The following is a 24,601-nucleotide window of genomic DNA, read 5'->3' as shown; positions in this document are numbered from 1 at the left end:
AGTCGGTTGTCTCGGGGGCCACCGCTGGGGTAGGCACGGCGGATGGCCCCACCCCCCAGCGCCGCCGCCGCCCCCGGTCGCTTCCCACCGCAGATCCCCTACATCATCGGCAACGAGGCGTGTGAGCGCTTCAGCTTCTACGGGATGCGGAACATCCTCACGGTGTTCCTCATCGACTACCTGCTGCGCAACGCCGTGCCGGACGAGGGCGCGCGCACGGCCCAGGCCAAGAGCCTGATGCACCTGTTCATGGCGGGCGTGTACTTCTTCCCGCTGCTGGGCGGCTATCTCGCGGACCGCTGGCTGGGCAAGTACCGGGTCATCCTGTGGCTGAGCCTCGTGTACTGCCTGGGCCATGCGTTCCTGGCCCTCTTCGAGAACAACGCCACGGGTTTCTACGCGGGCCTCGTGCTCATCTCCGTGGGCAGCGGTGGCATCAAGCCGTGCGTGAGCGCCATGGTGGGCGACCAGTTCACCGCGGAGAACAAGCACCTGGTCAAGCGCGTCTTCGCCATCTTCTACTGGACCATCAACTTCGGCTCGTTCTTCGCCTCGCTGCTCATCCCCCTCACGCTCAAGCACCTGGGCCCGGCGGTGGCATTCGGCATTCCCGGCGTGCTCATGTTCGTGGCCACGATCATCTTCTGGGCCGGCCGCAAGCACTACGTGGTGGTGCCGCCCACGGGCCCCAATCCGCACTCGTTCCTCAAGGTCCTCGGCTCCGCGCTGCGCGGGCCGAAGCAGGGCGAGCACTGGCTGGATGGCGCCCGGCGCGAGCACCCCACCGAGGCCGTGGAGGGCGCCAAGGCCGTGCTGCGCGTGAGCACGCTGCTGCTGCCCACCATCCCCTTCTTCTGGATGCTGTTCGATCAGAAGGCCAGCACGTGGGTCATCCAGGCGCGCGCCATGGATCCCCAGGTGGGCCCCTTCACCTTCCAGCCGAGCCAGATGCAGTTCATCAACCCGGCGCTGGTGATGATCCTCATCCCGCTGCTGGTGGGCCTGGTGTACCCGGCCTTCCAGCGCCTGGGCTGGGAGCTCACCCCGTTGCGCCGCATGCCGCTGGGGCTCGCCGTGGGCGCCTTCTCCTACGCCATCGCGGGCTACTTCCAGGTGGTGCTCGAGCGCGGCACGGTGCTCAACATCGCCTGGCAGCTCCTGCCCTACGTGGTGCTCACCCTGGCGGAGATCCTCGTGTCCACCACGGGGCTCGAGTTCGCCTACACCCAGGCGCCGCGCGAGATGAAGGGCATCGTCCAGAGCCTCTGGCTGCTCACCTCCACGCTGGCCAACGTGGCGGTGGCCATCGCCACCACGCTCAACGTCTTCACCGGCGCGGGGCAGTTCTTCTTCTACGGCGGCCTGGCGCTCGTGGCCGCGGTGGGCATGGGCCTCATGGCGCGGCGCTACCAGGTGCGGGACTACTACCAGGTGGACGCGGCGAGCGTGGTGCCCGACCGCGCCCAGCCGCCCCTGGACGGGCCCGAGCCGCGCGCCCGCTAGCCGGACGCCGGACACGACAACGCCGGAGCACGGGGAGTGCTCCGGCGTTCAGGACCCCGAGCGGGGGAAGACGGCGGGACGGCCTCAGGCCGCCTGGATGTTGGACACGGACCCGCCCGCGGGGGCCGCGGGATCCACGGGCTTCACCTCGTCCGCGCCGTGCATCATCCGCTTGAGCACGGGCGCGACGGCCAGCAGCACCGCGCCGGCCACGGCCGTGGCGATGGTGATGGCGAGGAAGAGGTCGAACTCGCCCATCTTCTCCGCGTAGCCGCCGATGAGGCCCGCCAGGTAGTTGGCCACCGCGTTGGCGATGAACCACACGCCCATGAGCGCCGAGGCGAAGCGCGCGGGCGCCAGCTTCGTCACCATGGAGAGGCCCACCGGGGACAGGCACAGCTCGCCCGCGGTGTGGAAGAAGTAGGCCGCCACCACCCACATCATCGCCGCCTTGCCCTCGGCCGCGCTCTGCTGGGACGCGCCCAGCATGAACACGAAGCCGAAGGAGACGAGCAGCAGGCCGAAGGCCATCTTCGCGGGGATGGAGGGGTCGCGGCCCTTGCGGCCCAGGTTGGTCCACATCTCGGCGAACAGGGGGCCCAGGCCGATGATGAAGATGGGGTTGATGGCCTGGAACCAGGTCGTGGGCACCTGCATGCCGAGCAGGTTCCGGTCCACCTTGGCGTCCGTGTAGAGGTTCATCAGGCCGCCGGCCTGCTCGAAGGCGGTCCAGAAGAAGACGACGAAGAGCGCGAGCACGAGGATGACGATGATGCGGTCCACCTCGGCGCGGGTGAGGGCCGCCGCGGGCGCCGCGGGGGTGTTGTCCGCCTTGCGCACCGCCTTGGAGGGGCTCTTGCCCACGTCGCCCAGGTAGCGGTTGCCGAGCAGCAGGAAGACGAGCACGCCCAGGCCCATGCCCACGCCCGCCGAGCCGAAGCCCCAGGACCAGCCGTACTTCTCGCCCAGGGTGCCGCACACGGCCGAGGCGAGGAACGCGCCCACGTTGATGCCGATGTAGAAGATGGTGAAGGCGCCGTCGCGGCGCGAGTCACCGGCGCCGTACAGGCCCCCCACCATGGTGGAGATGTTGGGCTTGAAGAAGCCGTTGCCCACCACCAGGAGGCCCAGGCCGCCGAAGAAGAGCGCCTCGGTGTTGCCGGGCATGGCCAGGAGGAACTGGCCGAGCATCATCAGGACGCCGCCGAGCATCACCGACAGCCGCTGGCCCAGGAAGCGATCCGCCAGGTAGCCGCCGAGCACCGGCGTGGCGTACACGAGGCCCGTGTAGAGGCCGAAGATCTGCAGCGCCTTGGACTGGCTCCAGCCGAAGCCGCCGTCCTTGGTGGCGCCCACCATGTAGAGCACCAGCAGGGCGCGCATGCCGTAATAGCTCATGCGCTCCCACATCTCGGTGGTGAACAGCAGGAAGAGGCCCTTGGGGTGACCTCCGAGGGTGGAGGTGGCCGGACTCTGTGCCATGCGCGGGTGTCCTCGCGGGTGGGGTGAAGGGGGGAAAAAGGCCCCTGCTTCTATCAGAAGCGGCCCGACCTGTCAGACAGGCAACCCTCGGCGAGCCGCCCCCCACTCGAGCGGGGGGCGAGCGGGCTCAGGTGTTCCAGTGATGCTGACGCACCCGGCCATCGGAGAGCAGCGGCGGCAGGAGGCGATCCGGATCCGCTTCCAGGGGCAGGCGGACCTCCACGCGCGTGCCCTTGCCGTACTCGCTGAAGATGCGGATGCGGCCGCCCTGCTGCAGCACGATGCGCTGGCAGAGCGCGAGGCCCAGGCCCGTTCCCTCGCCCGCGTCCCGGGTGGAGAAGAAGGGCTGGAAGAGCCGATCCATGTGCTCGGGCTTGATGCCGCCGCCGTTGTCGATGATGGACACGACGGCGTCGGTGCCGTCGCGGAACGTGCGCACCTTGACCTGACCGTCCTTGCCCACGGCCCGCACGGCGTTGTCCAGCAGGTTGACCCACACCTGGTTGAGCGAGCCCGGGTCGCTCCAGACGGGCTCGGCGCACTGGTAGTCGCGCTCCACCTTCATGTCCGGCGGCAGGCGCCAGGACAGCGCCTGGACGCTCGCGTCGAGCGAGGCGCCCAGGTCCACCGCCATGGCCTTGGTGCCGGTGCGCACGAAGGCCAGCAGGCCCTCGGCGAGCTGGCGGATGCGGTGGCCACACTCCTCGATGAGCTCCAGCATGGCGATGGACATGCCGGGGTCGGGCGTGGTGCTGGTGATGCTCTCGCGCAGGGGCAAGAGCGCGTTCATCAGGCCGTTGAGGGGGTTGCGCACCTCGTGGGCGAAGCCCGAGGTGAGCAGGCCCGTGGCCGCCAGCCGCTCGTTCTCCGCGGCGCGCACCGCCGCGTCGCGCAGGCGCAGTTGGGCCTCGATGCGCGCGAGCATCTCGCGGGGGCTGAAGGGCTTGGCCAGGTAGTCGTTGGCGCCCATGGTCAGGCCCTCCACCTTGGCGTCCACCTCCTGGCGCGCGGTGAGCAGGATGATGGGCAGGTCCACCGTCTCCGGCGAGGCGCGCAGCGCGGTGAGCATCTGCAGGCCCGACATCACCGGCATCATCACGTCCGAGACGACCAGGTCCGGCCGCTCCTTGCGCGCCATGTTCAGGCCCTCCTCGCCGTTGCTCGCCTCGAGCAGACGGTAGTAGGGCTTGAGCACCTCGCGCAGGAAGCCGCGGATCTCCGGCTCGTCCTCCACGAGCAGCACGCGCTTGGCGTCCGGGCCGGCCTCGATGTTCTGCGGCGCCACGGGCAGGGCCTCCAGGGCCGCCACGCTGACCACGGGCGTCTCCGACTCCAGCAGCGCCGCCGCGTCCAGCGAGCGGCCCAGGGGACGGCTCACCACGGGCTCGACGCGGACCTCGGGCGTCTCCTCGCGCGTGGGCGAGGGCCCCTTGCGCAGCCGCACGTGGAAGTTGGAGCCCTTGCCCAGCTCGCTCGACACCTCGATGCCGCCCTTGTGCAGCTCGAGCGTCTCCTTCACCAGCGCCAGCCCGATGCCCGTGCCGCCAAAGCGCCGCGTGCCCGAGGAGTCCGCCTGGGCGAAGCGGTCGAAGATGACCGACAGGTCCTGCGCGGCGATGCCCACGCCCGAGTCGATCACCTCCACGTGCACCCAGGTGTCGTCCTCGTGCAGGCGCACCGTCACCCGGCCCTCGGAGGTGAACTTGAGGGCGTTGGAGATGAGGTTCTGGAAGACGCTCTCGATGCGCGACACGTCCGCGAACACCGGCGTGGGGGCGCCGCCCTCCAGCTCCAGCGCCACGCCCTTCTTGTCCGCGAGCACCTCGAAGGGCACCAGCAGCGAGGACAGGAAGGCCTCGATCTCCAGCGGCTCGTAGCGCAGCTTCGTCTTGCCCGCCTCCAGCTTGGTCAGGTCGAGCAGGTTGTTGATGAGCCGCAAGAGGCGCGAGGCGCTGCGGTTCATGGTCTCCAGGTGCTGGCGCACCGGGAGGGTGAACTCCTGGTGGCCGCGCTGCAGCAGCGAGTCGAGCGTGAGCAGGATGAGCGTGAGGGGCGTGCGCAGCTCGTGGCTCACGTTGTCGAAGAACTCGCTCTTGAGCCGGTCCAGCTCCTTCTGCTTGGCGAGCGCCGCCTCCAGCCGCACGTTGGTCTCGGTGATCTCGCGCGTGCGCGCGGCCACGCGGTCCTCCAGCGCGACGTTGATGCGGAACATCTCGTCGTAGCGCTGCTGGAGCTCCTCGAGCGAGCCCATCATGCCCTCGGCCTGCTCGCTCAGGGCCTCGTCCTTGCGGCCCATCTCCCGGCTCAGGTCCCACCAGCTGCCGAGCGACACGCCGGCGATGGACATCACGGAGATGGTGAAGGCGGTGTGGCCCAGGCCGAACAGGCTCGCGCCCACGCCGCTCATGGCGCCCAGCAAGAGGCCCATGTAGCGGCCCCACATGGGCAGCGGATCGATCCAGCGCAGGTGGTAGCGGCACGCGTCCGCGCCCAGCACCTGGCACTGGCTCTCGCTCACCTCCGCGGGCGGCAGGCCCCAGATGGTGGGAAAGGAGGCGAACTGGCCCATGCGCAGCTCGCAGATGTGGCGGTGCCGCTCGCGCGCGGTGCTGCGGTAGGTGAGCACCAGCCGCTCGCGCTCCAGCTGCTCGATCTCGAAGTGGCCCACGCGGTTGAAGCTCGCCGTGAGCTCCACCGTCTTGCGAAAGCAGATCTCCAGCGAGCCGAACGCGCGGATCATGTAGTAGGCGAAGCCCAGCGCGTCCGGAGACGCCATGGACAAGCCCGCCTTGCGCATGAACTGCGGATCCTTCGACTCGGCGACCAGCACGTCCGCCAGCCGCTCCAGGAAGGGCAGCGAGATGAAGTTGGTGGTCGTGCGCAGGTAGTCCAGCGACAGGCTGAACGCGTGGCGGCGGAAGACGTCGGCGAGCTGGGCCGCGCCGTAGCGCCGCTCGAAGTAGAGCAACAACGTGGACGTGACACGCACGCCGATCTCCGGCGCGTTGTCCGGATGGTGCGTGCGCTCGCTCTCCGCTTCCAGCTCGTTCAAGGCCGCGTTCCTTCTGTGACCAGGAGGATCGAGTACTTCAACGCGTCGGAATCCGCCAGTAACTCCAGGTACTTCCGGCTCATCAACCGGTAATCCTCCACTCCTCCGAGCACCGGGGCCAACGCGGATTCCAGTGCGGAAAAGCGCGTTTCCCAGTCCAGATACATGGCGGAATCCGCCGCGCCGGCGATGACGTACTGCGGCAGCAGGTGGACACGCACATCGCGCAGGCCCAGGCGCCGCATGGCGTGGAAGACCTTGCGGCCCACATGAATATCCAGGCCCACGGTGCGCTCGATGGCCTGGGTGAAGCGCAGGCACCAATCGCGCAGGGGCTCGGGAGCGGGCCAGAAGTCCATGCCGAAGCCATCGAACTCGGAGATGACGACCTTGCCCCCGGGGCGCGTGACACGCGCGAGCTCCGCGAGGGCGTCCCAGCGGTCCGGCAGGTACTGCAGGACGAACTGGCTCCAGGTGAAGTCGAACGCGGCGTCGGGCAGGCCCGTGCGGCGGATGTCCGCCGAGTGGAACTGGACGTGGGCGTGATGCTGGTTGAGTTGCCGCGCGTTCGCCAGCCGCTCGGGGCTCAGGTCCATGCCCGTCACCTGCCCCGAGGGCCCCACCCACTCGGCCAGGAAGGCCGTGATGCCTCCCGGACCGCAGCCGGCGTCCAGCACCCGGGCCCCGGTGCTCAGCCCCGTCAGCCGCAGCGCCTCGCGCGAGAAGTCCGCCTGCTCCTGCACGAGCAGTCGGCGCGTTTCATCGCCGGACTCCATCACATACTTCACTCATCGACCTCCTCGCCGGACCAGTCGGGAGCGGACGCGCCGCCCAGTCGCTCGAAGACCGAGCGCCACAGCTCACAGACCCGGCGGACCATGGAGCGGTGGAAGATCCACTCGGAGAAGCGGCCCAGGTTCTGGAACCCCGCCTCCTCCAGCAACTCGATGTGCTCCTCCTCCACCAGGCCGATGGCGGAGGGACGACCGCGCTCGCGGGCATGCGCCACGCACCGCTGCACGAGGGCCTGCAGGGCCGCGCGTGTCTGGGGATGGTCGCGGCGCGGGACGATGAGCCAGAAGGCGTTGGTCTGCTCCAGCAGGTTGAGCCCCGGGGAGCTGTCCTCGCACAGCGCCACGGCCAGCGGCCCGAACTCCCCGTCGACGACGAAGACCTTGCGCCGGCGCCGCAGCCCATGCGCCTGGTAGCGCGCGTCCAGCCCGCTCAGGTCCACTTCGTCGGCGAGCAGGTCCTCGCTGAGCACGCGCACGAGCTCGCCCCGGTCGCGCAGGTGCAGCTCGATCCACACGTAGTCGGTGCGCACGCCGTCCCGCACCCGGGGCAGCGCCGGGCCCGGCACCTGGGTGGGCGCCTCCGCCGACAAGGGCAGCCGCATGTAGGCGAAGTGGCGCAGGAAGCTCAGGCCCGGCGTCTCCAGGGCGCGCGCGAGCCAGCCGATGCGGCGGCTCGGCCAGCGGTTGTCCTTGCGCCAGGCGTAGCGCACGAACTCCACGTCGTGCTGCAGCTCGCCCAGCTCCACGGCGAGGTTGCTCAGCTCGTAGGAGACGTGCTCGTTGCGGCGCACGCCGGGGCGCACGGCCAGGTGCTGGACGATCCACGTGCGCGAGTGGATGCGCAGCGCGGCGATCTGCCCCTGCAGGCCCTTGTCGTTGCCGTAGACGAGGCAGCGGCCCAGGTCGCCCGTGGAGTACACGCGGCGATGGGTGTCCACGACCTGGTCCACGGGCGTGGGATCCGTGGTGAAGGGGTAGTCCGGGTGGAAGCGGTAGCGCGCCTCCTGCATGAGCTGCCAGATCTTCTCGAAGGGCAGCGCGTAGCCCTCGGAGATGGACTGGCAGCGCGAGGCCATGAAGGAGCGCACGATGGTGTCGCGGCACTCGGTGGACAGCCCCGTGAGCCGCACCCCGGCGCGAAAGGGCCGCACCTCGCCGCCCGTGCTCTCCTCGGGCGGAATGGCCTGGATGGAGCGCACCTCCAGCCGGCACGTGGTCGTCTGACCGTCCGGCATGAGCAGCGTGGCGTCCAGGCGGGAGCCGGCCGGGAGGATCTCCCGCGAGGCGTCGAAGGAGAAGGACAGGCCCCCCACGCTCAGGTCCATCACGGGACGGGTGGTGGGCAGGCCGGTGAGCGGGGCGAGGAAGGACACCAGGTAGCGCTCGCCCGGCGCGGGCTTGAAGCGCGGCAGGCTGCGCCAGTTGCGGATGACGAGCGAGCGCGGCAGGCCCACCACGAGCCGGCCATCCATCTCGTTGACGAGCAGCAGGCTCACGCCCGAGTAGCTCTGGCCGCCCATCTCGAAGAACAGGTCCACCTCCTCGCCGATGCCCGCCTCCAACAGGCCCGAGGACTGGCCCCGGAGCACGGGCATCTCCCCCGAGCCCTCGAGGACGGGGTCCTCCACGCGCAGCTGCACCGCGGGATCGTTCGCGCGCTGCACCCACATGACGGACTCGCGCCGCAGGGCCTTGCGCAGCGTGGCCTGCACCTCGGCGGCGTCCTCCATGGTCACGCCGGGAACGGGCGGCGGCGGATGCATGACCGCGGCCCAGGCGACGTCTATCTGGAGGTGGGCTCCGAATTGATCATGAACCTGCTGGGCCCGCTGCACGTGCGCCCAGGGCGCCTGGAAGAGGACCTGTCCCGCGCGGTCGATGCTCAGGCCCTCGAGCGCCGCGCCCGGAGGGAACGTGGCGGGCGGATGGGCACCGGGCAACAGCAGGCTGGCGCCGAAGTTGCCCACCTGGAGGCAGCGCGCCATGAAGGGCTGCTCGTCCATCTGGAACTGGGCCACGTAGGAGGCCGAGGCCACCGCGAGGCTCGCCGAGCCGAAGTTCTGCAGCAGGTGCGTGAGCGTGCGGCCCAACTCCGGCCCCGACAACGCCTCGTCCAGCACGCTGAAGACATGGCCCTCGGCGGCGCTGCGCATCAGCTCCGCGAGGCCCACTGGATCCGACTGCGAGCAGAGGAAGACGCGCAGCGCGTTGGGCGCCGCGTGCGCCACCTGTCTGAGGAACAGCCGCGCGTCATCCGGCGGCGCGATGATGAGCACGGGCACCGCGTCGGCCATCTTGAAGGCCGCTTCCGTCTTGGATTCCACCGCCACCACGCGATGCGCGGGGAGCGCCGAGGCGAGCGCCGCGCGCCGACCGGCGTTGGGGTGGACCACCAATACGTCTCGAACCGGGACATTCATGGACCCCTCCTCGGCACGCGCACCACTCAGCCGATCCTGGCGCGGGCGGACCGCTCATCCAGGCCCGGCCCCTGGGCCCTCGCCTGATCTGCCCCGGTTGCTCGTGACACGAGAAAGGCTCTTCCACCATCCGACATACGAGGACACCAGGAGTTCGGGCTTGACCTCAGCCTAATGCGGTCTCGGGAATATCTTAGCGGTTCCTGACAGCCTTGGCGTCAAGTGTCCTGCGTGGATCATCCCCGACCCTCCGGGATGCCCGTTTTCACCCGGAGTATCGCACCTTGGCCGCTCTCGCTCACCTCGTTAAAAGAGGCCCATGAAGGAGATGCGATGAGCGCCCACGTGGATCTCGAGCGGGAAATCCAGGATCTGAAGAAACGGCTCAACGCCGTCATCCTGGCGCACTACTACCAAGAAAGTGAAATCCAGGACGTCGCCGACTTCGTCGGGGACAGTCTGGCGCTCGCGCAGGCCGCGGCGAAGACGACCGCGGACGTCATCGTCTTCTGTGGCGTGCACTTCATGGCCGAGACGGCGAAGATCCTCAATCCCTCGCGCACCGTGCTCCTGCCAGACCTCAAGGCGGGCTGTTCCCTCTCGGATCGCTGCCCCCCGGCGGCGTTCCGCGCTTTCAAGGAAAAACACCCCGATCACTTCGTGGTGAGCTACGTGAACAGCTCCGCCGCGGTGAAGGCCCTGAGCGACGTCATCTGCACGTCCTCCAACGCGGTGAAGATCGTCCAGCGTGTGCCGCCAGAGCGGAACATTCTTTTCGCACCGGATCAGCACCTGGGCCGGTATGTGATGAAACAGACAGGGCGGGACATGGTGCTGTGGCCGGGCAGCTGCATCGTGCATGAGATTTTCAGTGAGAAGAAGCTCGTGCAGCTCAAGGTCCAGCACCCGGACGCCGAGGTGGTGGCGCACCCGGAGTGCGAGTCGGCGGTGCTCCGACACGCCGACTTCATTGGTTCCACCAAGGCGCTGTTGGATCACGTGCTGGCCAGTCCCAAACGCACGTTCATCGTGGTGACCGAGGCGGGCATCCTCCACCAGATGAAGCGCGGAGCTCCGGACAAACACTTCATCCCCGCACCTCCAGACAATGACTGCGCATGCAATGAATGTCCTTACATGCGGCTCAACACCCTGGAGAAGCTCTACCAGTGCATGAGGGACGGCACGCCGCAGCTCACCCTGCCCCCGGAGTTGCAGAGCGCGGCGCTCGCACCGCTGCGGCGCATGCTGGAGTGGTCACTGTGAAGCATTGACGCGGCGCGCCGTCCACGTCGGCGCGCGCAAATCCGTCGCGGTGCCGTAATCGTGCCTTGCACCGCGCCCGGTTAGGGTGCGACTTGGAGCCATCTATGGGTTTTCGATTCGTCGCACTCCCTGGCCACCGCCTGGTGGCTCATCCCCAAACGCTGCCCGCCGACGAGCGGCTCGAGCCGGAACTGCCGCCCTTGCAGGAGGCGGTGGAGCGGGCCCTGGCGAGCGCGCAGTTCCGTGACGTGAAGGCGCGCGACAAGCTGCGCGCGCTGCTCACGAGCGATCGCCAGCCCACGCTGGGCAGCCCCGCGCCGGGACAGGGTCCCTCGGCGGTGTTCGCCCAGCCGCCCCAGGACTTGCCCGCGCTGCTGCGCCTGGCGGACGAGTTGGAGGCGCTGGCCAAGCGCGAGGCGGGCGAGCGGGCGCTCGTCTGGAACTGTGGGGGGTGTGGGGCGCGCTACGCGGTGCCCCTGGCGCTGGCGCGCACGGTGTCCATCCGCTGCGAGCGCTGCGGCGGTTCGGTGGAGCTCAACCCCGGGCGCAGCGTGGGCGAGGAGTCGCTCGTCGACCCGTTCCTGGGCACGGTGAACAACGCCCGCTACGCGCTGGCCGGCTTCTTCCGCGAGGCCATGGCCCGGGGCTGGCCGGTGCTGGTGTCCACCGAAGAGGGCGGCGACGCCAGCTGACGGCGGGCGCTCACGCCTCGAGTCCGTCCCGCGGGGCCTCGTGCATCGCGGGCGGCTCGGCCTCCAGGGGCGCGGGCTCCTCTCGGCCGGGCTTCTTGCACCGGGGGCACTCGCACGTGCCCTTCTTGCAGGTGCAGTCCGCGGCGCTGCCGCACTGGCACCGGGCGGCGTGCGGCACGTCCAGGGCGTCCTCGGGCGGCGCCTTCGACACGTCCTTCGCGGGCGCGGGCGCCGTCTGGGCCTTGTCCGCGGCCCGGTGGTGCTCACACGCGCGCGCCTCCCCCGCGACGAGCAGGGTCCCGCCCAGGGCCACCAGCGCCATCAGCATGTCCTTGTGCCTCATGTCCGTGAACCTCCCGAGGTGAACACGGGCACCTCGCGACCACCCTTGGCTATAGCGCAGGCCTCCCACGCTGTCCAAGCGGCCCGAGGCTCGCGAGTGCCCCCGGCGCCACGTACAGTCCGCGCCCTCGTGTCCGCGCGACCCTCCCGCCCGCTCTTCGCCGCCGCCCTGCTGCTGGGCGCCCTGCCCCTGTGGCTGTCCTCGCACCTGCCCCAGGTGGACCTGCCCCAGCACCTGCACCTCATCTCCGTGCTGCACCGGCTGGAGGACCCCACCACGCTCTACCCCGGCGTGTTCGCCGCGCGGCACGAGCTGACGCCCTACCTGGGCTACTACCACGCCGTCAGCCTGCTGCATTGGCTGCTGCCCCTGGACCTGGCCAACCGGCTCTTCCTGTCCGCGTACGTGGTGGGCCTGCCCCTGTCGCTCGCCTTCCTGCTGCGCGCGCTGGGTCGGCCCACCTGGCCCGCCGTGCTCGCGCTGCCCCTGGCCTACGGCGACAACTTCGGCTGGGGCTTCATCAACTACCTGGCCGCCCTGCCCCTGGCGCTCGTGTGCTGTGGCTGCTTCCTGCGCGCCCTCACGGACACGCCGCGCCGGCGCGCCTGGGCCGCGGGGCTCGCCCTCGCCCTGGTCGCCGTGCTGCTCTTCCACGTGCAGGTGTTCGCCTTCCTCGCGCTGGCCCTGCCCTGGTTGCTCTTCACCACGCCGGTGGACGAGGACGGGGCGATCCCCGGCCTCTGGGCGCGCGTGGGGCCCCGACTGCCGGCGCTCGCGGGCGTGGTGCCCGGCGTGGCGCTCTTCCTCGCGTGGGTGGTGCTGCGGCTGGGGCAGCCCTCGCGGGTGGAGGTCGGCGCGCCCTGGATGGCGTGGGGCCCCATGCTCTCGCCCGAGAACCTCGCCTGGAAGAGCTTCGCGCAGAACCGGGCCGAGTTCCTCGACGTGCTCGCCAACCTGCTGCGCGACGGATCGGACCGCCTGCCCCTGTACGCGGTGGCCGCGGTGGCCGCGGGGGCCACGGTGCTCGGCGTGCTCCGGCCCGCCCCCAGTCCCGAGCGCCCGCTCGCGCGGCTGCGTCTGCCCGGCCTCGCCCTGCTCGCGCTCGGCCTCTACTTCCTGCTGCCCTTCGACATCCGCGGCTACACCTACTACCTCAACACCCGCTACGCGCAGCTCGCCGCCCTGCTCGTGCTCGCGAGCGTGCCGGTGACACGGCCCCCCTTCGAGCGGGCGCTGCTCGGAGCCGGGGCCGCGTGCGCCCTGCCGCTCGCGCTCGTGCTGGGCCAGGGCTTCCGCGCCTTCGCCCGCGAGGCCGCCGAGTGGGACACGCTCGTGGCCGCCACCGCCGCCCGGCCCCGGGTGATGGGGCTCGTCTTCGACGCCCGCTCGCGGGTGATGCACCACCCCGTCTTCCTGCACGGCGCCGCCGAGCTCGCCCGCGCCCGGGGCGGCCTCACCAACTTCAGCTTCGCCCTCACCCCCCACTCGCCCCTGCGCTACCGCGGCACGCCGCCGCCCACCTTCCCCTCCGAGTGGCGGCCCCAGGAGTTCCAGTACGCCACCCAGGGCCTCGCCTACGACCACTTCCTCGTGCGGGGCGTGGACCCCTCGCGCATCTTCGGCGCCCGGCTCCAGCAGGAGCTGGCGGTGGCCGCCCAGGCCGGAGACAGTTGGCTGGTGCGCCGCCGCTGAGCGCGGGGCGGCTGCAACTGTGGGCCAGTGGTCGCCCCCGCCCGCGGGACGGCGCCGGGGTCTTTCCTGGCGCGGCGAGCGCGCTACATGTCGTGGCCATGTTCAACGCCCGCCCCTCGCCGACCGATCCCCGCGCGTTGCTGGATGCCCTGCGCACGGACCATGAGCTGCCCGGCCTGCCGCCCGAGGCCGTCGCGCGTGCCCGCCCCTGGGCCAGCGCGCCCGCCGCCGCGCCCCCCGCCGACGTCGCGGCCCTGCCCGAGCCCCTCGCGCTCGCCCTGCTCGAGGGCGCCGTCCAGGCCGGAGCCGCCGCGCTCGCCGAGGCGCTCGCGGGCGCGGAGAACAAGGTCCTGGCCAAGGCGGCCCGCAAGGCGCTCTACCAGCTGCGCTCGCGTGGCATCGCGGTCGCCCCGCCCGCGCGCCCGTCCGCCCCCGAGGCCCCGGCGCCGGACGCCCCGCCCGCCGAGGCCCTGCCCGCCCTGCTCACCAGCATCGACGGCACCGGCGAGCGGGTGCTGGAGATTCCCCGGCTCTTGCGTGGCGGCGGCGTGGAGGCCATCCAGGTGCTCACCTCGGACGAGACGGGGGTGACGCGCCTGCAGGTGGCGGAGATGAACCGGGGCGACTACCGCCGGGCGGCCCGCCAGGCCACGAGCCCCGGCCCCGACGCCGCCGTGGAGCTTCCCCTCGCCGAGGCCCTGGAGCGACTGGCCCAGGCCGCGGGCCTCAACCTGCGCACGGGCACCGCCTTCCCGCCGGGCCTCGACGCCGTGCTGCGACACCTCGACGTGCGGCCACGCGAGGACGCCCCGCCCGCGCTCCCCGCGCCCGAGCCCGAGGACGAGCGGCTCGCCCAGGAAGCCCACGCGCTCCATGACGAGGAGGAGATGCGCGGCTGGCTGCCGCCCCTGAGCGCGCTGGAGCACCTGGCGCGCGCCGTGGCCGAGCTGCGCCAGAGCCCGCTCACGCTCACCCCCGCCCAGCGCAACGCGGAGCTGCTCGGGCTCGCCCAGGCCCGCGCGCGCGACTTCCTCGCCGCCGAGCCCATGCGCCAGCTCCAGGCCCACCGCGTCTGGGAGATGGCGCTGCACTTCGAGCGGCTGGGCAAGGAGCGGCCCGCCCGCCTGGCACGCGCCGAGGCCCGACTGCTCGCGCACGGCCCCGCGGACCGCGTCTCGCGCTTCGCCGAGCGTCTGTTCGAGAAGGCCCTGCTCGTCACCCTCGCCGGGAGCGCCGCGTCCACCGCGCGCTCCACCGCCGAGGCCCCGCGCCCCCAGGGCCCCGCGCCCACCCCTCCCGGAGCCCGGGAGGGCGAGCGGCGCAGCCCTGGCGGCATCATCCTGCCCTAGGCCGTCACCCGCGCGTGCAGCAGCAGGTCCAGGTTCTCCAGCTCCCACGCCCGCGCCCGCGCGTGGTCGTGGAAGCGCCGCTCGTGCTGCATGAACTCGGGCGGGTGGATGCAGCGCCGACCGTCCTCGCCCCGGCGCGTGCGGTACACATGGTGCAACATCTCGTGGAACACGATGGACTCCACGAAGTAGCGCGGCACCACGGGCTGATCCAACGCCGGGTGGATGCGGATGACGCGCGAGTCGGCCGAGTAGGAGCCCATCTTGATGCTCTTGCGCGGCCGGGTGACCTTGGGCGCGGGCCCGTAGGTGATGGCGGCGTCCACGCGGCCCTGGAAGTAGCGCTCGTTGAGCCGCTCGAAGATGCGGCCCAGGTCGTGGTGCTGCCCGGAGGGCTCCAGCCGCAGCCGCTTGCGCATCTGCGCGGGGGACACCCGGCGGATGTACGCCTTGTTGCGCTCGATGAAGCGGTCGAGCGTCGCGCTCGCGTCCGCGTCCCCGTGGCGCATGTAATCCGCGAGCGCCTGGATGATGTCATCCGCCGCCACGAGGAACATGTGATGCAGCCGCACCCGCCACAGCGCCCGCTGCCGCTGGAAGGTGAGCATGGTGTGTGTGTTGTCGTGAACCTCGACCGCCACCGCGCCCTTGAGCCGGGTGCGCAGACGGCGCTCGAGCACGCGCCGCCACACCTTGAGCAACCGGTTGGGTTCGGGTGACAGCGACTGCTCTCGGGCGATCCGCCCCGCCGGCGAGGTCCGCTTCTTCGCCAGATTCTTCTTCTTCGCGCGAGCCATGGAGGGGGAAGAGTTTAAAGGCCCCCCTGACATGTGTAAACGCGATCAGCGGAACGAAACCCCTGCAAATCCAATGGCTTATGGCCACTCCCTCGTACCCCCGCCCACTTGTCCGCAGGAGGGGCAGGGCGGCGCATATGCCCCCCTGTCCGCCCCGCCTACCGCCAGGTTCCCGAGGGACAACGCAGCGTGAAGGTGAACTTGTCCGGTGAGGTCTCGGGCACGGTCAGTTCGTGATTTGTGTTGGAACTCCGGGCACCTGGACACCGGGCCCGCACCTTCACCGGTCCAGGCATCAGGGTCCGGGTGCCGTTGGGCTTCACCTTCGCCCCCTCCACCCTCACCAGGCTGCCGGCCGGGGCCTTGAATTGCACCTGCACCTTCCGGGGTGCGCGGGTGTCAGGAGGTGTGTTCCGAGCGTCCACCGTGGCACCGGAGGCCGTACCCGCGAGCCCCGCGGCGGAGGGGGCCCCGGCGGTGGGCGCGGCCGGGGCGGGGGGGGTCGTCGGCGGTGCCGCGTCCGCCTGAGCGCTGGAGGGGGTCCCGGTCGTCTCGGAGGGCGGGGGCACCACGACCCGCTCCGCGCGCGGCTTCATCCGAGGCGCGGGCGGCGGCGGTTGGGTGAAGTAGAGCCACGCCATGCCCAGGCCCAGCACCACGACGAGCGCGGTGAAGGCGACCATCACCAGGCGCAGCCGGCTGGGCGGCCGGGGCACGGGGCCCACCTTGCTCACGCCCGTCTGGGTGGTGTGGTGCACGGCGTAGTTCGAGGTGGACTCGTCGTCGTCGTCGTCGTTGAGGGGCGGCTCGGTGCGCGACACGCCCGACAGCGAGACGCCACGCGACGCGGTGCGCTCGGCGAAGGACTCGACCGGAATCCGCGAGCCGGAACCGCGGCCCGGGCCGCGATCATTCACCGTGGAGACCGAGTGCGCGGTGGTGGACGAGGGCTCGTCCTCCTCGTCGGGCACGGGCGGCGTGGAGCGGCGGCGATCCATCGCGAGGGGCGCCTCGGAGGGCTTGCGCGGGGGCGTCGGCGCGGGCCGGCGTCCCCCGGGCGTGCGGCCAAAACGCTCGTGGGCGGTGGCCTCGTCCTCGTCCTCGTCGTCCGGCACCGGAGGCGGCGCCCGGGTGGGCGTGCGCGCCAGGGGACGCGCGGGCGTCGCCCTTCCGGGCAGGGTCCCCACGGCGGTGGGCTCGTCGCCCTCTTCCTCGCCCAGGGACTCGGCGGCGAGCAGATCCCGGGGTCGGGACATCTCGGTGGCCATGTCGGCGTCGTCCGAGTCGCCCATGAGCGGCAGCTCCGGCGCGCTCGGGGCGCGCCGCTTGGGGCGCGAGGCGAGGCCCGCGGGCGGCACCAGGGAGGCCAGGTCCTTGCGCCCGCCGGAGATGGGCACGTGCAGCTGGGTGCGCTCCTCCTCCGCGCCGAGCAGGCGCGCCACGTAGGCCGCCACGTCGTTGCTCTGGCGCAGCGCGCCCGAGTCCAGGAGCGTCTCCAGGTCCGCCTGCACCTGCGAGGCGTGCTGGTAGCGCTGGGTGCGGTCCTTGATGAGGCACTTCATCACGATGCGCGACAGTTCCTGGGGGTAGTCGTCGCGGATGAGGTGCGGCGGAGACGGGTTCTCCGAGCGGATGGCGAAGAGGATGTTCTCGGTCGAGGCCCGGGCGAAGGGGGCGCGGCCGGTGGTGATCTCATAGAGCATCACCCCGAGCGCGAAGATGTCCGAGCGGTGATCCAACCGCTCCTGGGACACCTGCTCGGGCGACAGGTAGAGGAACTTGCCCTTGATGACGCCGGGCTTGCTGCGCTCGGCGAGGGCCTCGGCCTTGGCGATGCCGAAGTCCACCAGCTTCACCGCGCCGTTGTAGCCCACCATCACGTTTTGGGGGCTCACGTCGCGGTGGATGAGCCCCAGGGGCCGGCCGTCCACGCCGCGCGAGTTGTGGGCGTGGTCCAACCCGGCGGCCACCGCCGAGCAGATGCGCGCGGCCACCGCGTAGGGCACGGCGGCGGAGAACTTCGCCTCCTCCATGAGGACGCGCCGCAGGTCCACGCCCTCCACGTACTCCATCGCGATGAAGATGCTCTCGTTGATGCGCCCCAGCTCGAACACCTGCACCACGTTGGGGTGGTGCAGCTGCGCGGCGATGCGCGCCTCGTCCAGGAACATCTGGACGAACTCGGGCTCCTCCGTGAGGTAGGGAAGGATGCGCTTGATGACCAGGAGCTCCGGATTCGGAGGTTCCTGGGCGAGGAAGAGCTCCGCCATCCCACCCGTCGCGAGACGTTTGACGAGCAGGTACTTCCCGAAGGGGGTGGCGATCTGAGGAGATTTCTCGGGAATGGCAGCACCCCAGGAATCGGACCGGAAGGAGAAGCGCGGACGCACGGCGAGCTTACCCCGGAACCCGCTCCGGGGCGGCGCCACGCACCTCCCCCGGGCTTACCAGACCCGACACCCATCCGGCTACTTCCCCCGTCCGCCGTGCCCCGCCACCGGACAGCGGAGCACGCAGGGGCCCCCTTCGCGATGACGCACACGGCCATGCGGGATGGATCTAACATCCCGCCCATGCCACCCACCCCTCACGCCTACTTCCGGGGCCTGACACCCACCCTGCACATCTCCCACCGGGGGGGCTCCTTGCTCGCGCCGGAGAACACCCTGGTCGCCTTCCGGGCGGCGGTGGAGCGCCACGGCACGCAGATGTTGGAGACGGACGTGCACCTGAGCCGCGATGGCGAGGTGGTGGTGGCGCACGACGCCACGCTGGAGCGGTGCACGGACGGGGCGGGCCCGCTCGCGGCGCTCACCCTGGCGGAGTTGCAGCGGCTGGACGCGGGCCATGGCTTCACCCGGGACGGCGGCCAGAGCCACCCCTTCCGGGGCCAGGGCGCGCGGATGCCCTCCCTGCGTGAGGTGCTGCGGGCCTTTCCGGACCTGCGGCTCAACATCGAGGTGAAGCCGGACACGCCGGGCATCGAGGACGCCTTCCTCCAGGTGCTGCGCGAGGAGCGGGCGCTCGAGCGCGTGTGCGTGGGCAGCGAGCAGGACGCGGTGGCCGAGCGGCTCGTGCGGGTGATGCCGGACGCCTGCCACTTCTATCCCCGCGACGCGCTCACCGCCTTCGTGCTCTCGGTGCGCGCCGGCGAGGCGCCCCCGGAGGACGCGCGCTACAGCGTGCTGGACATGCCGCTGTACTTCGGAGACGTGCGCCTGGTGGACGAGGCGCTGCTGCGCGAGACGCGGGCCCGGGGCAAGTGGATCAACGTCTGGACGGTGGACGAGCCCGAGGAGATGCGCCAGTTGGTGGCCGAGGGCGTGGGGGGCATCATGACGGATCGGCCGGATCTCCTGCGCCAGGTCTTGGACGCGTCCCACAACCCGCGTTAAGCCCATGGCCCGTATGCCCCGCCCTCCCGCCCGCAAGCGCGCTCCGAAGACGTCCGAGTCCTCGCCTCCTTCCGCGCCCCTGGAGGTGCTCGTGCCCCCCGCCGAGCCGCCTCCGCCCGCCCCGGCCGCGTCGCGCAACACGGTGAAGCGGGTGCGGGTGCCCCGCGCGCGGCGCTTCGTGGCCCTGGCCGGCAACATCGGCGCGGGCAAGACGACCGCCGCCAAGCTCATCAGCCAGGCCTTCGGCTTCGAGCTGTTCGACGAGCCCGTCATCGACAACCGCTTCCTCAAGGACTACTACGCCAACATGGGGCGGTGGTCCTTCACCCTCCAGCTGGAGTTCCTCATCCGGCGCGTGGAGCACCACGAACTCATCCACTCGGTGAAGAAGAGCTGCGTGCAGGACCGCACGCTCTACGAGGATCCGGAGATCTTCGCCAAGTACCTGCATGGCCTGGGGCACCTGACCAACGCGGAGCTGGACCTGTACTTCGAGTACTTCCAGCGCCTCACGCGCGGCATCGTGCAGCCGGACAAGGTCATCTGCTTCGACGTGTCCCAGGTGGACGTGCTGCTCGGGCGCATCCTCGAGCGCGGCCGCGAGGAGGAGAAGGGCATGCAGAAGGGCTTTCTCCGGGGCCTCAATGGCTACTACGCCAGCTTCCCCCAGGTGCTGCAGAACAAGTACGGCGTGGACTGCCTGGTGCTGGATGTCTCCACCCAGGACATCCGCTCCGGCCGGGGCCGCGAGGAGTTCCTCGACCGCGTCTCCACCTTCCTCGCCTGAACGCGCGCCCGCGCGATAGGAACCCCGCCATGCCCGAGCTTGTGCCCAAGAGCCCCCGCGAGTCCGAAGTCGTGATGACGCAGATGGTCCTCCCCTCGGACGCCAACTCGGTGAACACCGCGTTCGGCGGCAAGGTGATGGAGTGGATCGACATCTGCGGCGCCGTGGCCGCCCAGCGGCACTGCCGTCAGGTGGTGGTCACCGCGTCCATGGACGATCTGCACTTCCACGCCCCCATCAAGGTGGGCTGGACGTTGACCTTGCACTCGCGCGTCATCGCCGCGTTCCGCACCTCCATGGAGGTGGGCGTCACGGCGGTGGCGGAGAACCCGCTCACGGGCGAGAAGAACCTGACCACGAGCGCGCTGCTCACCTTCGTGGCGCTCACGGCCGAGGGCCAGCGCGTGCCCGTGCCGCCCCTCAAGCTCGACACCGAGGAGGAGCGCGCCGCGTTCCGCGAGGCCGAGCAGCGGCGCCAGGAGCGTCTGGCGCGCAAGCCCACGAGCTTCGCCTGGCAGAAGGTCATCAAGCCCGGCGCGGCGGGGTAGCGCCCCACACCGCCCCGGGCGAGACCGGGCTCAGGTCGTGAAGGACGTGCCGCAGCCGCAGGAGGACTTGGCGTTGGGGTTGTTGAACTTGAACCCCGCGCCGGTGACGGAGGTCACGAAGTCGATCTCCGTGCCCGACAGGTACTGGCTGCTCAGCGCGTCCGTGGTGAGCTTCACGCCGTCCTGCTCCCAGAGGATGTCCTGGGGCTTGGCCTCGCGCACCATGTTCAGGTCGTAGCCCAGGCCGCTGCAGCCCGCCGGCACCACGCGGATGGAGAACAGGTAGCCCTGGAACCCCTGGTCCTGGATGACCTTCTTCACCTGGGCCAGGGCGGCCGCGGTGAGCAGCACCGCCGGGGCGGGCGTGGCCGGAGCGGCGGAGGGAGTCGGGGCGGCGTTCGTCGTGGGGGTGTCCATGTGGGTCGGTCTCCTTACCAGCGCCTTATAACGCCGCTCGCCGGGATTTCCATCCCACCTGGGGCCCCAAGCGCCATCCGGAAGCGAAAACCCGGGGCTCGCGGGTTATACGTGCGCCCCATGGCCGCCACCTTCCGTGAATTGTTGTCCGCCACCCAGAAGGCGATCCGCGAAGTGTCCCAGGAGGAGGTCCGGCGCCTGCTCGAGGCGCGTGCCCCGGTGAAGCTCATCGACGTGCGCGAGGCGGACGAGTACGCGGGCGGACGGCTGCCGGGCGCCCTGCACATCCCCCGGGGCTTCCTGGAGCTGCGGATCGAGGACAAGGCCGCCCGGGACGAGGAGATCATCCTCTACTGCGCGGGGGGCACGCGCTCGGCGCTGGCCGCCGCCACGCTCGGGCACATGGGCTACACGCGCGTGGCCTCGCTCGCCGGGGGCTTCAGCCGCTGGAGCGACGCGCACCTGCCCGTGGAGAAGCCCCGCGTGCTGAGCGCCGCCCAGAAGGAGCGCTACCGCCGCCACCTCACCCTGCCCGAGGTGGGGGAAGAGGGACAGGCGAAGCTGCTCGACGCCCGGGTGCTGCTGTTGGGCGCGGGCGGCCTGGGCTCGCCCGCGGCGCTCTACCTCGCCGCGGCGGGCGTGGGCACGCTGGGGCTGGTGGACGCGGACGTGGTGGACGTGAGCAACCTGCAGCGCCAGGTGCTCCACACCCACGCGCGCGCGGGCCAGCCCAAGGTGGAGAGCGCCCGGCTGACGCTCGAGGCCCTCAACCCCGACGTGAAGGTGGTGCCCGTGCGCGAGCGGCTCACCTCCGCCAACGCCCTGGACATCCTCCGGGGCTACGACGTGGTGATCGACGGCGGCGACAACTTCCCCACGCGCTACCTGCTCAACGACGCGTGCGTCCTGCTCGGGCTGCCCAACGTGCACGGCTCCATCTTCCGCTTCGAGGGCCAGGTGACCACGTTCGTCCCCGGTCAAGGGCCCTGCTACCGCTGCCTCTACCCCACGCCGCCGCCCCCCGAGCTCGCGCCCTCCTGCGCCGAGGCGGGTGTGCTGGGCGTGCTGCCCGGCATCATCGGACTGATGCAGGCCAACGAGGCGCTCAAGCGGCTGCTCGGCGTGGGCGAGCCGCTCGTGGGCCGGCTGCTCACCTTCGACGCCCTCGGCACCCGCTTCCAGGAGCTGAAGCTGCGGCGCGACCCCCGTTGCCCCGTCTGCGCGCCCGGCGCCACGGTGGAGCTCATCGACTACGAGCGCTTCTGCGCCGCGTCCGCCTGACAGGAACCGCCATGCCCATTCCCGAGATCGATCCCCCTACCCTCGCCGCCCAGCTCTCCAGCCCCCCGGAGTCGCGGCCGGTGCTGCTCGACGTGCGCTTTCCCGAGGAGAACGCGTTCGTGGCGCTGCCGGACTCGGTGCTCATCCCCCTGCCGGAGCTGGACGAGCGCGCCGACGAGCTGGAGGCCTTCCGCCACCGGCCCATCGTCGTGTACTGCCACCACGGCGTGCGCAGCCTGGATGGCACCGCCTACCTGCGCGCGCGGGGCCTGGACGCCATGTCCCTGCGCGGCGGCATCGACCTCTACTCGCGCGTGGTGGACCCGAGGCTGCCCCGCTACTGAGCGCCGCCCTGGATGAGCTTGGAGACGTTGACTTCCTTGTCCTCGATGCCGTGCGCCTTCACGTCCACGTCCACGAGGACCTCCTCCTTGAGCATGGGGCTGCGCAGCACCAGGTGGTGGCTGCCCTCCATGAGCTGGAACGACAGGCCCGGCTGGTAGAGGCCGAGCTTCTGGCCATCCCGGAAGATCTCCACGCCGGAGACGCTGCGCGGCACGAGCTTCAGGCGCACCTGACCCGTCTTGAACTCCTCCGGCGGCAGGATCTTGTGCTCGTTGGGCTCGCCGAAGGGCACCTCGATCTCCTTGTGGATGCCGAGCTGCTTGTTCTCCAGCACGAGCGTGTCCTGCAGGTGCGCGCCGGACATATTGCGCAGCGGCGTCTTGCCCAGGGCCGTGAGGGGCGCCTCGGAGCGACAGCGCGCGCTGTGCTTCACGGACACCTCCACGGGCGGGTTGGTCTCCAGGGTGATGAAGATGCCCTGCCCGTCCATGGCGGTGCTGCTGAGCATGTCCATCAACTGCTTGCGGAAGAGCAGCCCGCCGCCCAGCACGAGCGCGACACCCACCAGGCCGAACACCGTCTTGAGCGGCAGCGCGCGGCGCGAGCGGCGGCCCGACGCGGCGGCCTTGCCTCTCGGCGAGCTGTCCTCCTCCTCGGGCCGTGACACCCGGGGCTGGGCGGACGTGCGGCGCCGCACGGGCGGCGGCGCGTCGGCCGTCTCCGGGCGGGACACCACGCCCGTGCGCCGACGCACGCCGGAGTCCGACACGGACGCCGCCGGGGCCATGCCCGTGCGCCGACGCACCGGCTCGGGCTCGGGCGGCGGCAGCATGGTGCGCTCGGGATCGTCCTCGTCCTCCTCGGGACGCGGCCGCAGGGCCATGGACGAGCGCGAGGCGCGCGGCGGCTCCTCCGACTCGGCCTCACTGGGTCGGACGCCCGTGCGGCGGGGCATGGCGTCGGCCGAGCCCGCGCGGCGCATGCCCGTGGACTCGGGGGAGGCGCTGCGGTTGACGTCCACGCGGCTGGGCTGACGCGCCTGCGCACCCGTCAGGGAGCGGCGCGGAGGCGGGGGCTCCTGCGCCGGGCGGCGGCGCGGCTCGAGGCCCACCTCGGTGGACTGGGGCGCCTGCCACTCCTCGTCCTCCAGGTCCGTCATCGGCAGGGTGCGCGACTCGGTGCGCTTGAGCGCCGGACGCGCCGAGGTGCGGCGCACGTTGGTGTGCTGCATCTCGCCCGGCGGTGCCTCCCACGCCATGTCCTTGCCGGACGGGGACGCCGACGCGCGCTGCTCGCGGCCGGTGTTGCGCGAGGACGGCCGCTCCTCGCCCGAGGGGAACTCCGGCGCCGCGGGGGCCGCCGTCACCGACTCGCCCTCGCTGCGCGGCTCGGGGTTGCCGCTGCGCCGCTCCTCGTCCAGCCGGTCGGCGAACAGCGCCTCCATCAGCTCGGAGATCTGCACCGAGCCGGCCACCCAGCGCTGGCTGACGAGGAACTCCTCGAGCGCCGTCTGCAGCTGGCGCGCGTCGCGGTAGCGATCATCGGCCGCCTTGGCCAGGGCGCGCATCACCACCGCGTCCAGTTCCCGGGGCACGTCCGCCACCTGCGAGGGCGGCGGGATGTTGCACTCGAGCGCCGCCTGGAGCGTGGCCAGCTCCATGTCGCGCTTGAGGGGCCGCTCGCTGGTGAGCATCTCGTAGAGCACCAGACCGATGGCGAAGATGTCCGCGCGGTGATCCAACGCCTTGCCCGCGGCCTGCTCCGGCGCCATGTAGGCGAACTTGCCCTTGATGGCGCCCGACTTCGTCATGGACGCCTGGTCCGCCGCCTTGGCGATGCCGAAGTCCACCAGCTTCACCGAGCCGTCGAAGCTCACCAGGATGTTCTGCGGCGAGATGTCGCGGTGCACGACCTTGAGGGGCCGGCCCGAGTCATCCGTGCGCGTGTGCGCGTAGTAGAGGCCCTCGCACGCCGCGGCCACGATGCGGATGGCCAGCGGCTGGGCGATCCACCCGCCCGCGTTGAACGCCTTGCGCAAGACCCGGCCCAGGTCCTCGCCGTGGATGTACTCCATGGCGATGTAGTAGGTGCCGTTGGCCTCGCCGAACTCGTACACCTGCGCGATGCTCGGGTGGTTGAACTTGGCGGCGATGAGCGCTTCGTTGCGGAACATCTCCACGAATTCGCGATCCTCCGCCAGGTGCGGGAGGATGCGCTTGACCACCACGTTCTTGGCGAAGCCCTCGATGCCCCGCTGGCGCGCGAGCCACACCTCGGCCATGCCACCCGTGGCAAGCTTCTTGATGAGCTGATATTTGCCTAAGATTTGTGGAGTCATCCCGGGTAGCTCGCCGGGGGGAGCAAGCGCGAAGTGAAAGAGGTCAGGGCGGCACATCTTAGGCGACCCACCGGGTCGAGGCAAAGACGACCGGCGCGAA

General features: G+C 71.0%; 19 protein-coding genes. 10 read left to right on the top strand and 9 right to left on the bottom strand.

Going from position 1 to position 24,601, the window contains the following annotated elements; genetic code table 11:
- The first annotated feature begins 42 nt into the window (after window positions 1-42).
- Window positions 43-1,503, top strand: a complete 1,461-nt coding sequence (locus tag I3V78_RS15120; protein ID WP_204488515.1) for a POT family MFS transporter — start codon at window positions 43-45, stop codon at window positions 1,501-1,503.
- 84 nt (window positions 1,504-1,587) lie between these two features.
- On the opposite strand, the gene I3V78_RS15115 is transcribed toward I3V78_RS15120, so the two are convergent.
- The 4 genes from I3V78_RS15115 to I3V78_RS15100 form a co-directional block, all read right to left on the bottom strand.
- Complete coding sequence (locus I3V78_RS15115) at window positions 1,588-2,985, bottom strand: peptide MFS transporter (protein ID WP_204488514.1); 1,398 nt, start codon at window positions 2,983-2,985, stop codon at window positions 1,588-1,590.
- Between the two features lie 127 nt (window positions 2,986-3,112).
- On the bottom strand, window positions 3,113-6,037 hold the full coding sequence (locus tag I3V78_RS15110) for an ATP-binding response regulator (protein ID WP_239576434.1): 2,925 nt from the start codon (window positions 6,035-6,037) through the stop codon (window positions 3,113-3,115).
- Complete coding sequence (locus tag I3V78_RS15105; RefSeq protein ID WP_204488511.1) at window positions 6,034-6,825, bottom strand: methyltransferase domain-containing protein; 792 nt, start codon at window positions 6,823-6,825, stop codon at window positions 6,034-6,036. The genes I3V78_RS15110 and I3V78_RS15105 overlap by 4 nt, the downstream gene beginning before the upstream one ends.
- A complete protein-coding gene (locus tag I3V78_RS15100; RefSeq protein WP_204488509.1) occupies window positions 6,822-9,251 on the bottom strand; it encodes a PilZ domain-containing protein in 2,430 nt (809 codons plus the stop codon). Before I3V78_RS15100 ends, I3V78_RS15105 begins: the two co-directional genes overlap by 4 nt.
- A 333-nt stretch (window positions 9,252-9,584) precedes the next feature.
- Here I3V78_RS15100 and nadA point away from each other — a divergent pair, with 333 nt between their 5' ends.
- Together nadA and I3V78_RS15090 are read left to right on the top strand one after the other, a co-directional pair.
- Window positions 9,585-10,517 carry a quinolinate synthase NadA gene (gene nadA, locus I3V78_RS15095; RefSeq protein ID WP_204488507.1) on the top strand — a complete coding sequence of 311 codons (933 nt, stop codon included), beginning with the start codon at window positions 9,585-9,587 and terminating at the stop codon, window positions 10,515-10,517.
- 104 nt (window positions 10,518-10,621) lie between these two features.
- Entirely contained in the window at window positions 10,622-11,209 is a 588-nt protein-coding gene (locus tag I3V78_RS15090; protein ID WP_204488505.1) for a hypothetical protein, read from the top strand.
- A 10-nt stretch (window positions 11,210-11,219) separates the two neighbouring features.
- On the opposite strand, the gene I3V78_RS15085 is transcribed toward I3V78_RS15090, so the two are convergent.
- A complete protein-coding gene (locus I3V78_RS15085) occupies window positions 11,220-11,552 on the bottom strand; it encodes a metallothionein (RefSeq protein ID WP_204488503.1) in 333 nt (110 codons plus the stop codon).
- 129 nt (window positions 11,553-11,681) lie between these two features.
- On the opposite strand from I3V78_RS15085, the gene I3V78_RS15080 reads away from it, so the two are divergent.
- The gene (locus tag I3V78_RS15080) at window positions 11,682-13,244 is read left to right on the top strand and encodes a hypothetical protein (protein ID WP_204488501.1); all 1,563 of its coding nucleotides are present in this window, start codon (window positions 11,682-11,684) and stop codon (window positions 13,242-13,244) included.
- Between the two features lie 98 nt (window positions 13,245-13,342).
- Complete coding sequence (locus I3V78_RS15075) at window positions 13,343-14,593, top strand: hypothetical protein (RefSeq protein ID WP_204488498.1); 1,251 nt, start codon at window positions 13,343-13,345, stop codon at window positions 14,591-14,593.
- Here the strand turns inward: I3V78_RS15075 and I3V78_RS15070 are convergent.
- Window positions 14,590-15,390: a hypothetical protein gene (locus I3V78_RS15070; RefSeq protein ID WP_239576433.1), complete on the bottom strand. Its 801-nt coding sequence runs from the start codon at window positions 15,388-15,390 to the stop codon at window positions 14,590-14,592. The two genes, I3V78_RS15075 and I3V78_RS15070, sit on opposite strands and share 4 nt — an antisense overlap.
- A gap of 158 nt (window positions 15,391-15,548) precedes the next feature.
- Window positions 15,549-17,660 (bottom strand): serine/threonine protein kinase, encoded by a 2,112-nt coding sequence (locus I3V78_RS15065; RefSeq protein WP_204488496.1) that lies wholly within the window; start codon window positions 17,658-17,660, stop codon window positions 15,549-15,551.
- Between the two features lie 303 nt (window positions 17,661-17,963).
- On the opposite strand from I3V78_RS15065, the gene I3V78_RS15060 reads away from it, so the two are divergent.
- Genes I3V78_RS15060 through I3V78_RS15050 form a run of 3 tightly spaced genes read left to right on the top strand, consistent with a single transcriptional unit; the run spans window position 17,964 to window position 20,120 of the window.
- Window positions 17,964-18,785, top strand: coding sequence for a glycerophosphodiester phosphodiesterase family protein (locus tag I3V78_RS15060; protein WP_204488494.1), 822 nt, complete (start codon window positions 17,964-17,966; stop codon window positions 18,783-18,785).
- A 13-nt stretch (window positions 18,786-18,798) separates the two neighbouring features.
- Window positions 18,799-19,572: a deoxynucleoside kinase gene (locus tag I3V78_RS15055; protein ID WP_204488492.1), complete on the top strand. Its 774-nt coding sequence runs from the start codon at window positions 18,799-18,801 to the stop codon at window positions 19,570-19,572.
- Window positions 19,573-19,601: 29 nt separating this feature from the next.
- Window positions 19,602-20,120, top strand: a complete 519-nt coding sequence (locus I3V78_RS15050; RefSeq protein WP_204488489.1) for an acyl-CoA thioesterase — start codon at window positions 19,602-19,604, stop codon at window positions 20,118-20,120.
- A gap of 30 nt (window positions 20,121-20,150) precedes the next feature.
- Here I3V78_RS15050 and I3V78_RS15045 read toward each other — a convergent pair whose 3' ends face one another.
- Window positions 20,151-20,537, bottom strand: coding sequence for a HesB/IscA family protein (locus tag I3V78_RS15045; protein WP_204488487.1), 387 nt, complete (start codon window positions 20,535-20,537; stop codon window positions 20,151-20,153).
- Window positions 20,538-20,657: 120 nt separating this feature from the next.
- Here I3V78_RS15045 and moeB point away from each other — a divergent pair, with 120 nt between their 5' ends.
- Both moeB and I3V78_RS15035 read left to right on the top strand, forming a co-directional pair.
- Window positions 20,658-21,818 (top strand): molybdopterin-synthase adenylyltransferase MoeB, encoded by a 1,161-nt coding sequence (gene moeB / locus I3V78_RS15040; protein ID WP_204488479.1) that lies wholly within the window; start codon window positions 20,658-20,660, stop codon window positions 21,816-21,818.
- 11 nt (window positions 21,819-21,829) lie between these two features.
- Entirely contained in the window at window positions 21,830-22,162 is a 333-nt protein-coding gene (locus I3V78_RS15035; protein ID WP_204488476.1) for a rhodanese-like domain-containing protein, read from the top strand.
- On the opposite strand, the gene I3V78_RS15030 is transcribed toward I3V78_RS15035, so the two are convergent.
- Window positions 22,156-24,501, bottom strand: a complete 2,346-nt coding sequence (locus I3V78_RS15030) for a serine/threonine protein kinase (RefSeq protein ID WP_204488474.1) — start codon at window positions 24,499-24,501, stop codon at window positions 22,156-22,158. The two genes, I3V78_RS15035 and I3V78_RS15030, sit on opposite strands and share 7 nt — an antisense overlap.
- Window positions 24,502-24,601: the final 100 nt, after the last annotated feature.

It is taken from the genome of Archangium primigenium, from assembly GCF_016904885.1.
Taxonomy (GTDB): Bacteria; Myxococcota; Myxococcia; order Myxococcales; family Myxococcaceae; genus Cystobacter; species Cystobacter primigenius.
This window is presented reverse-complemented; position numbering and strand designations above follow the sequence as displayed.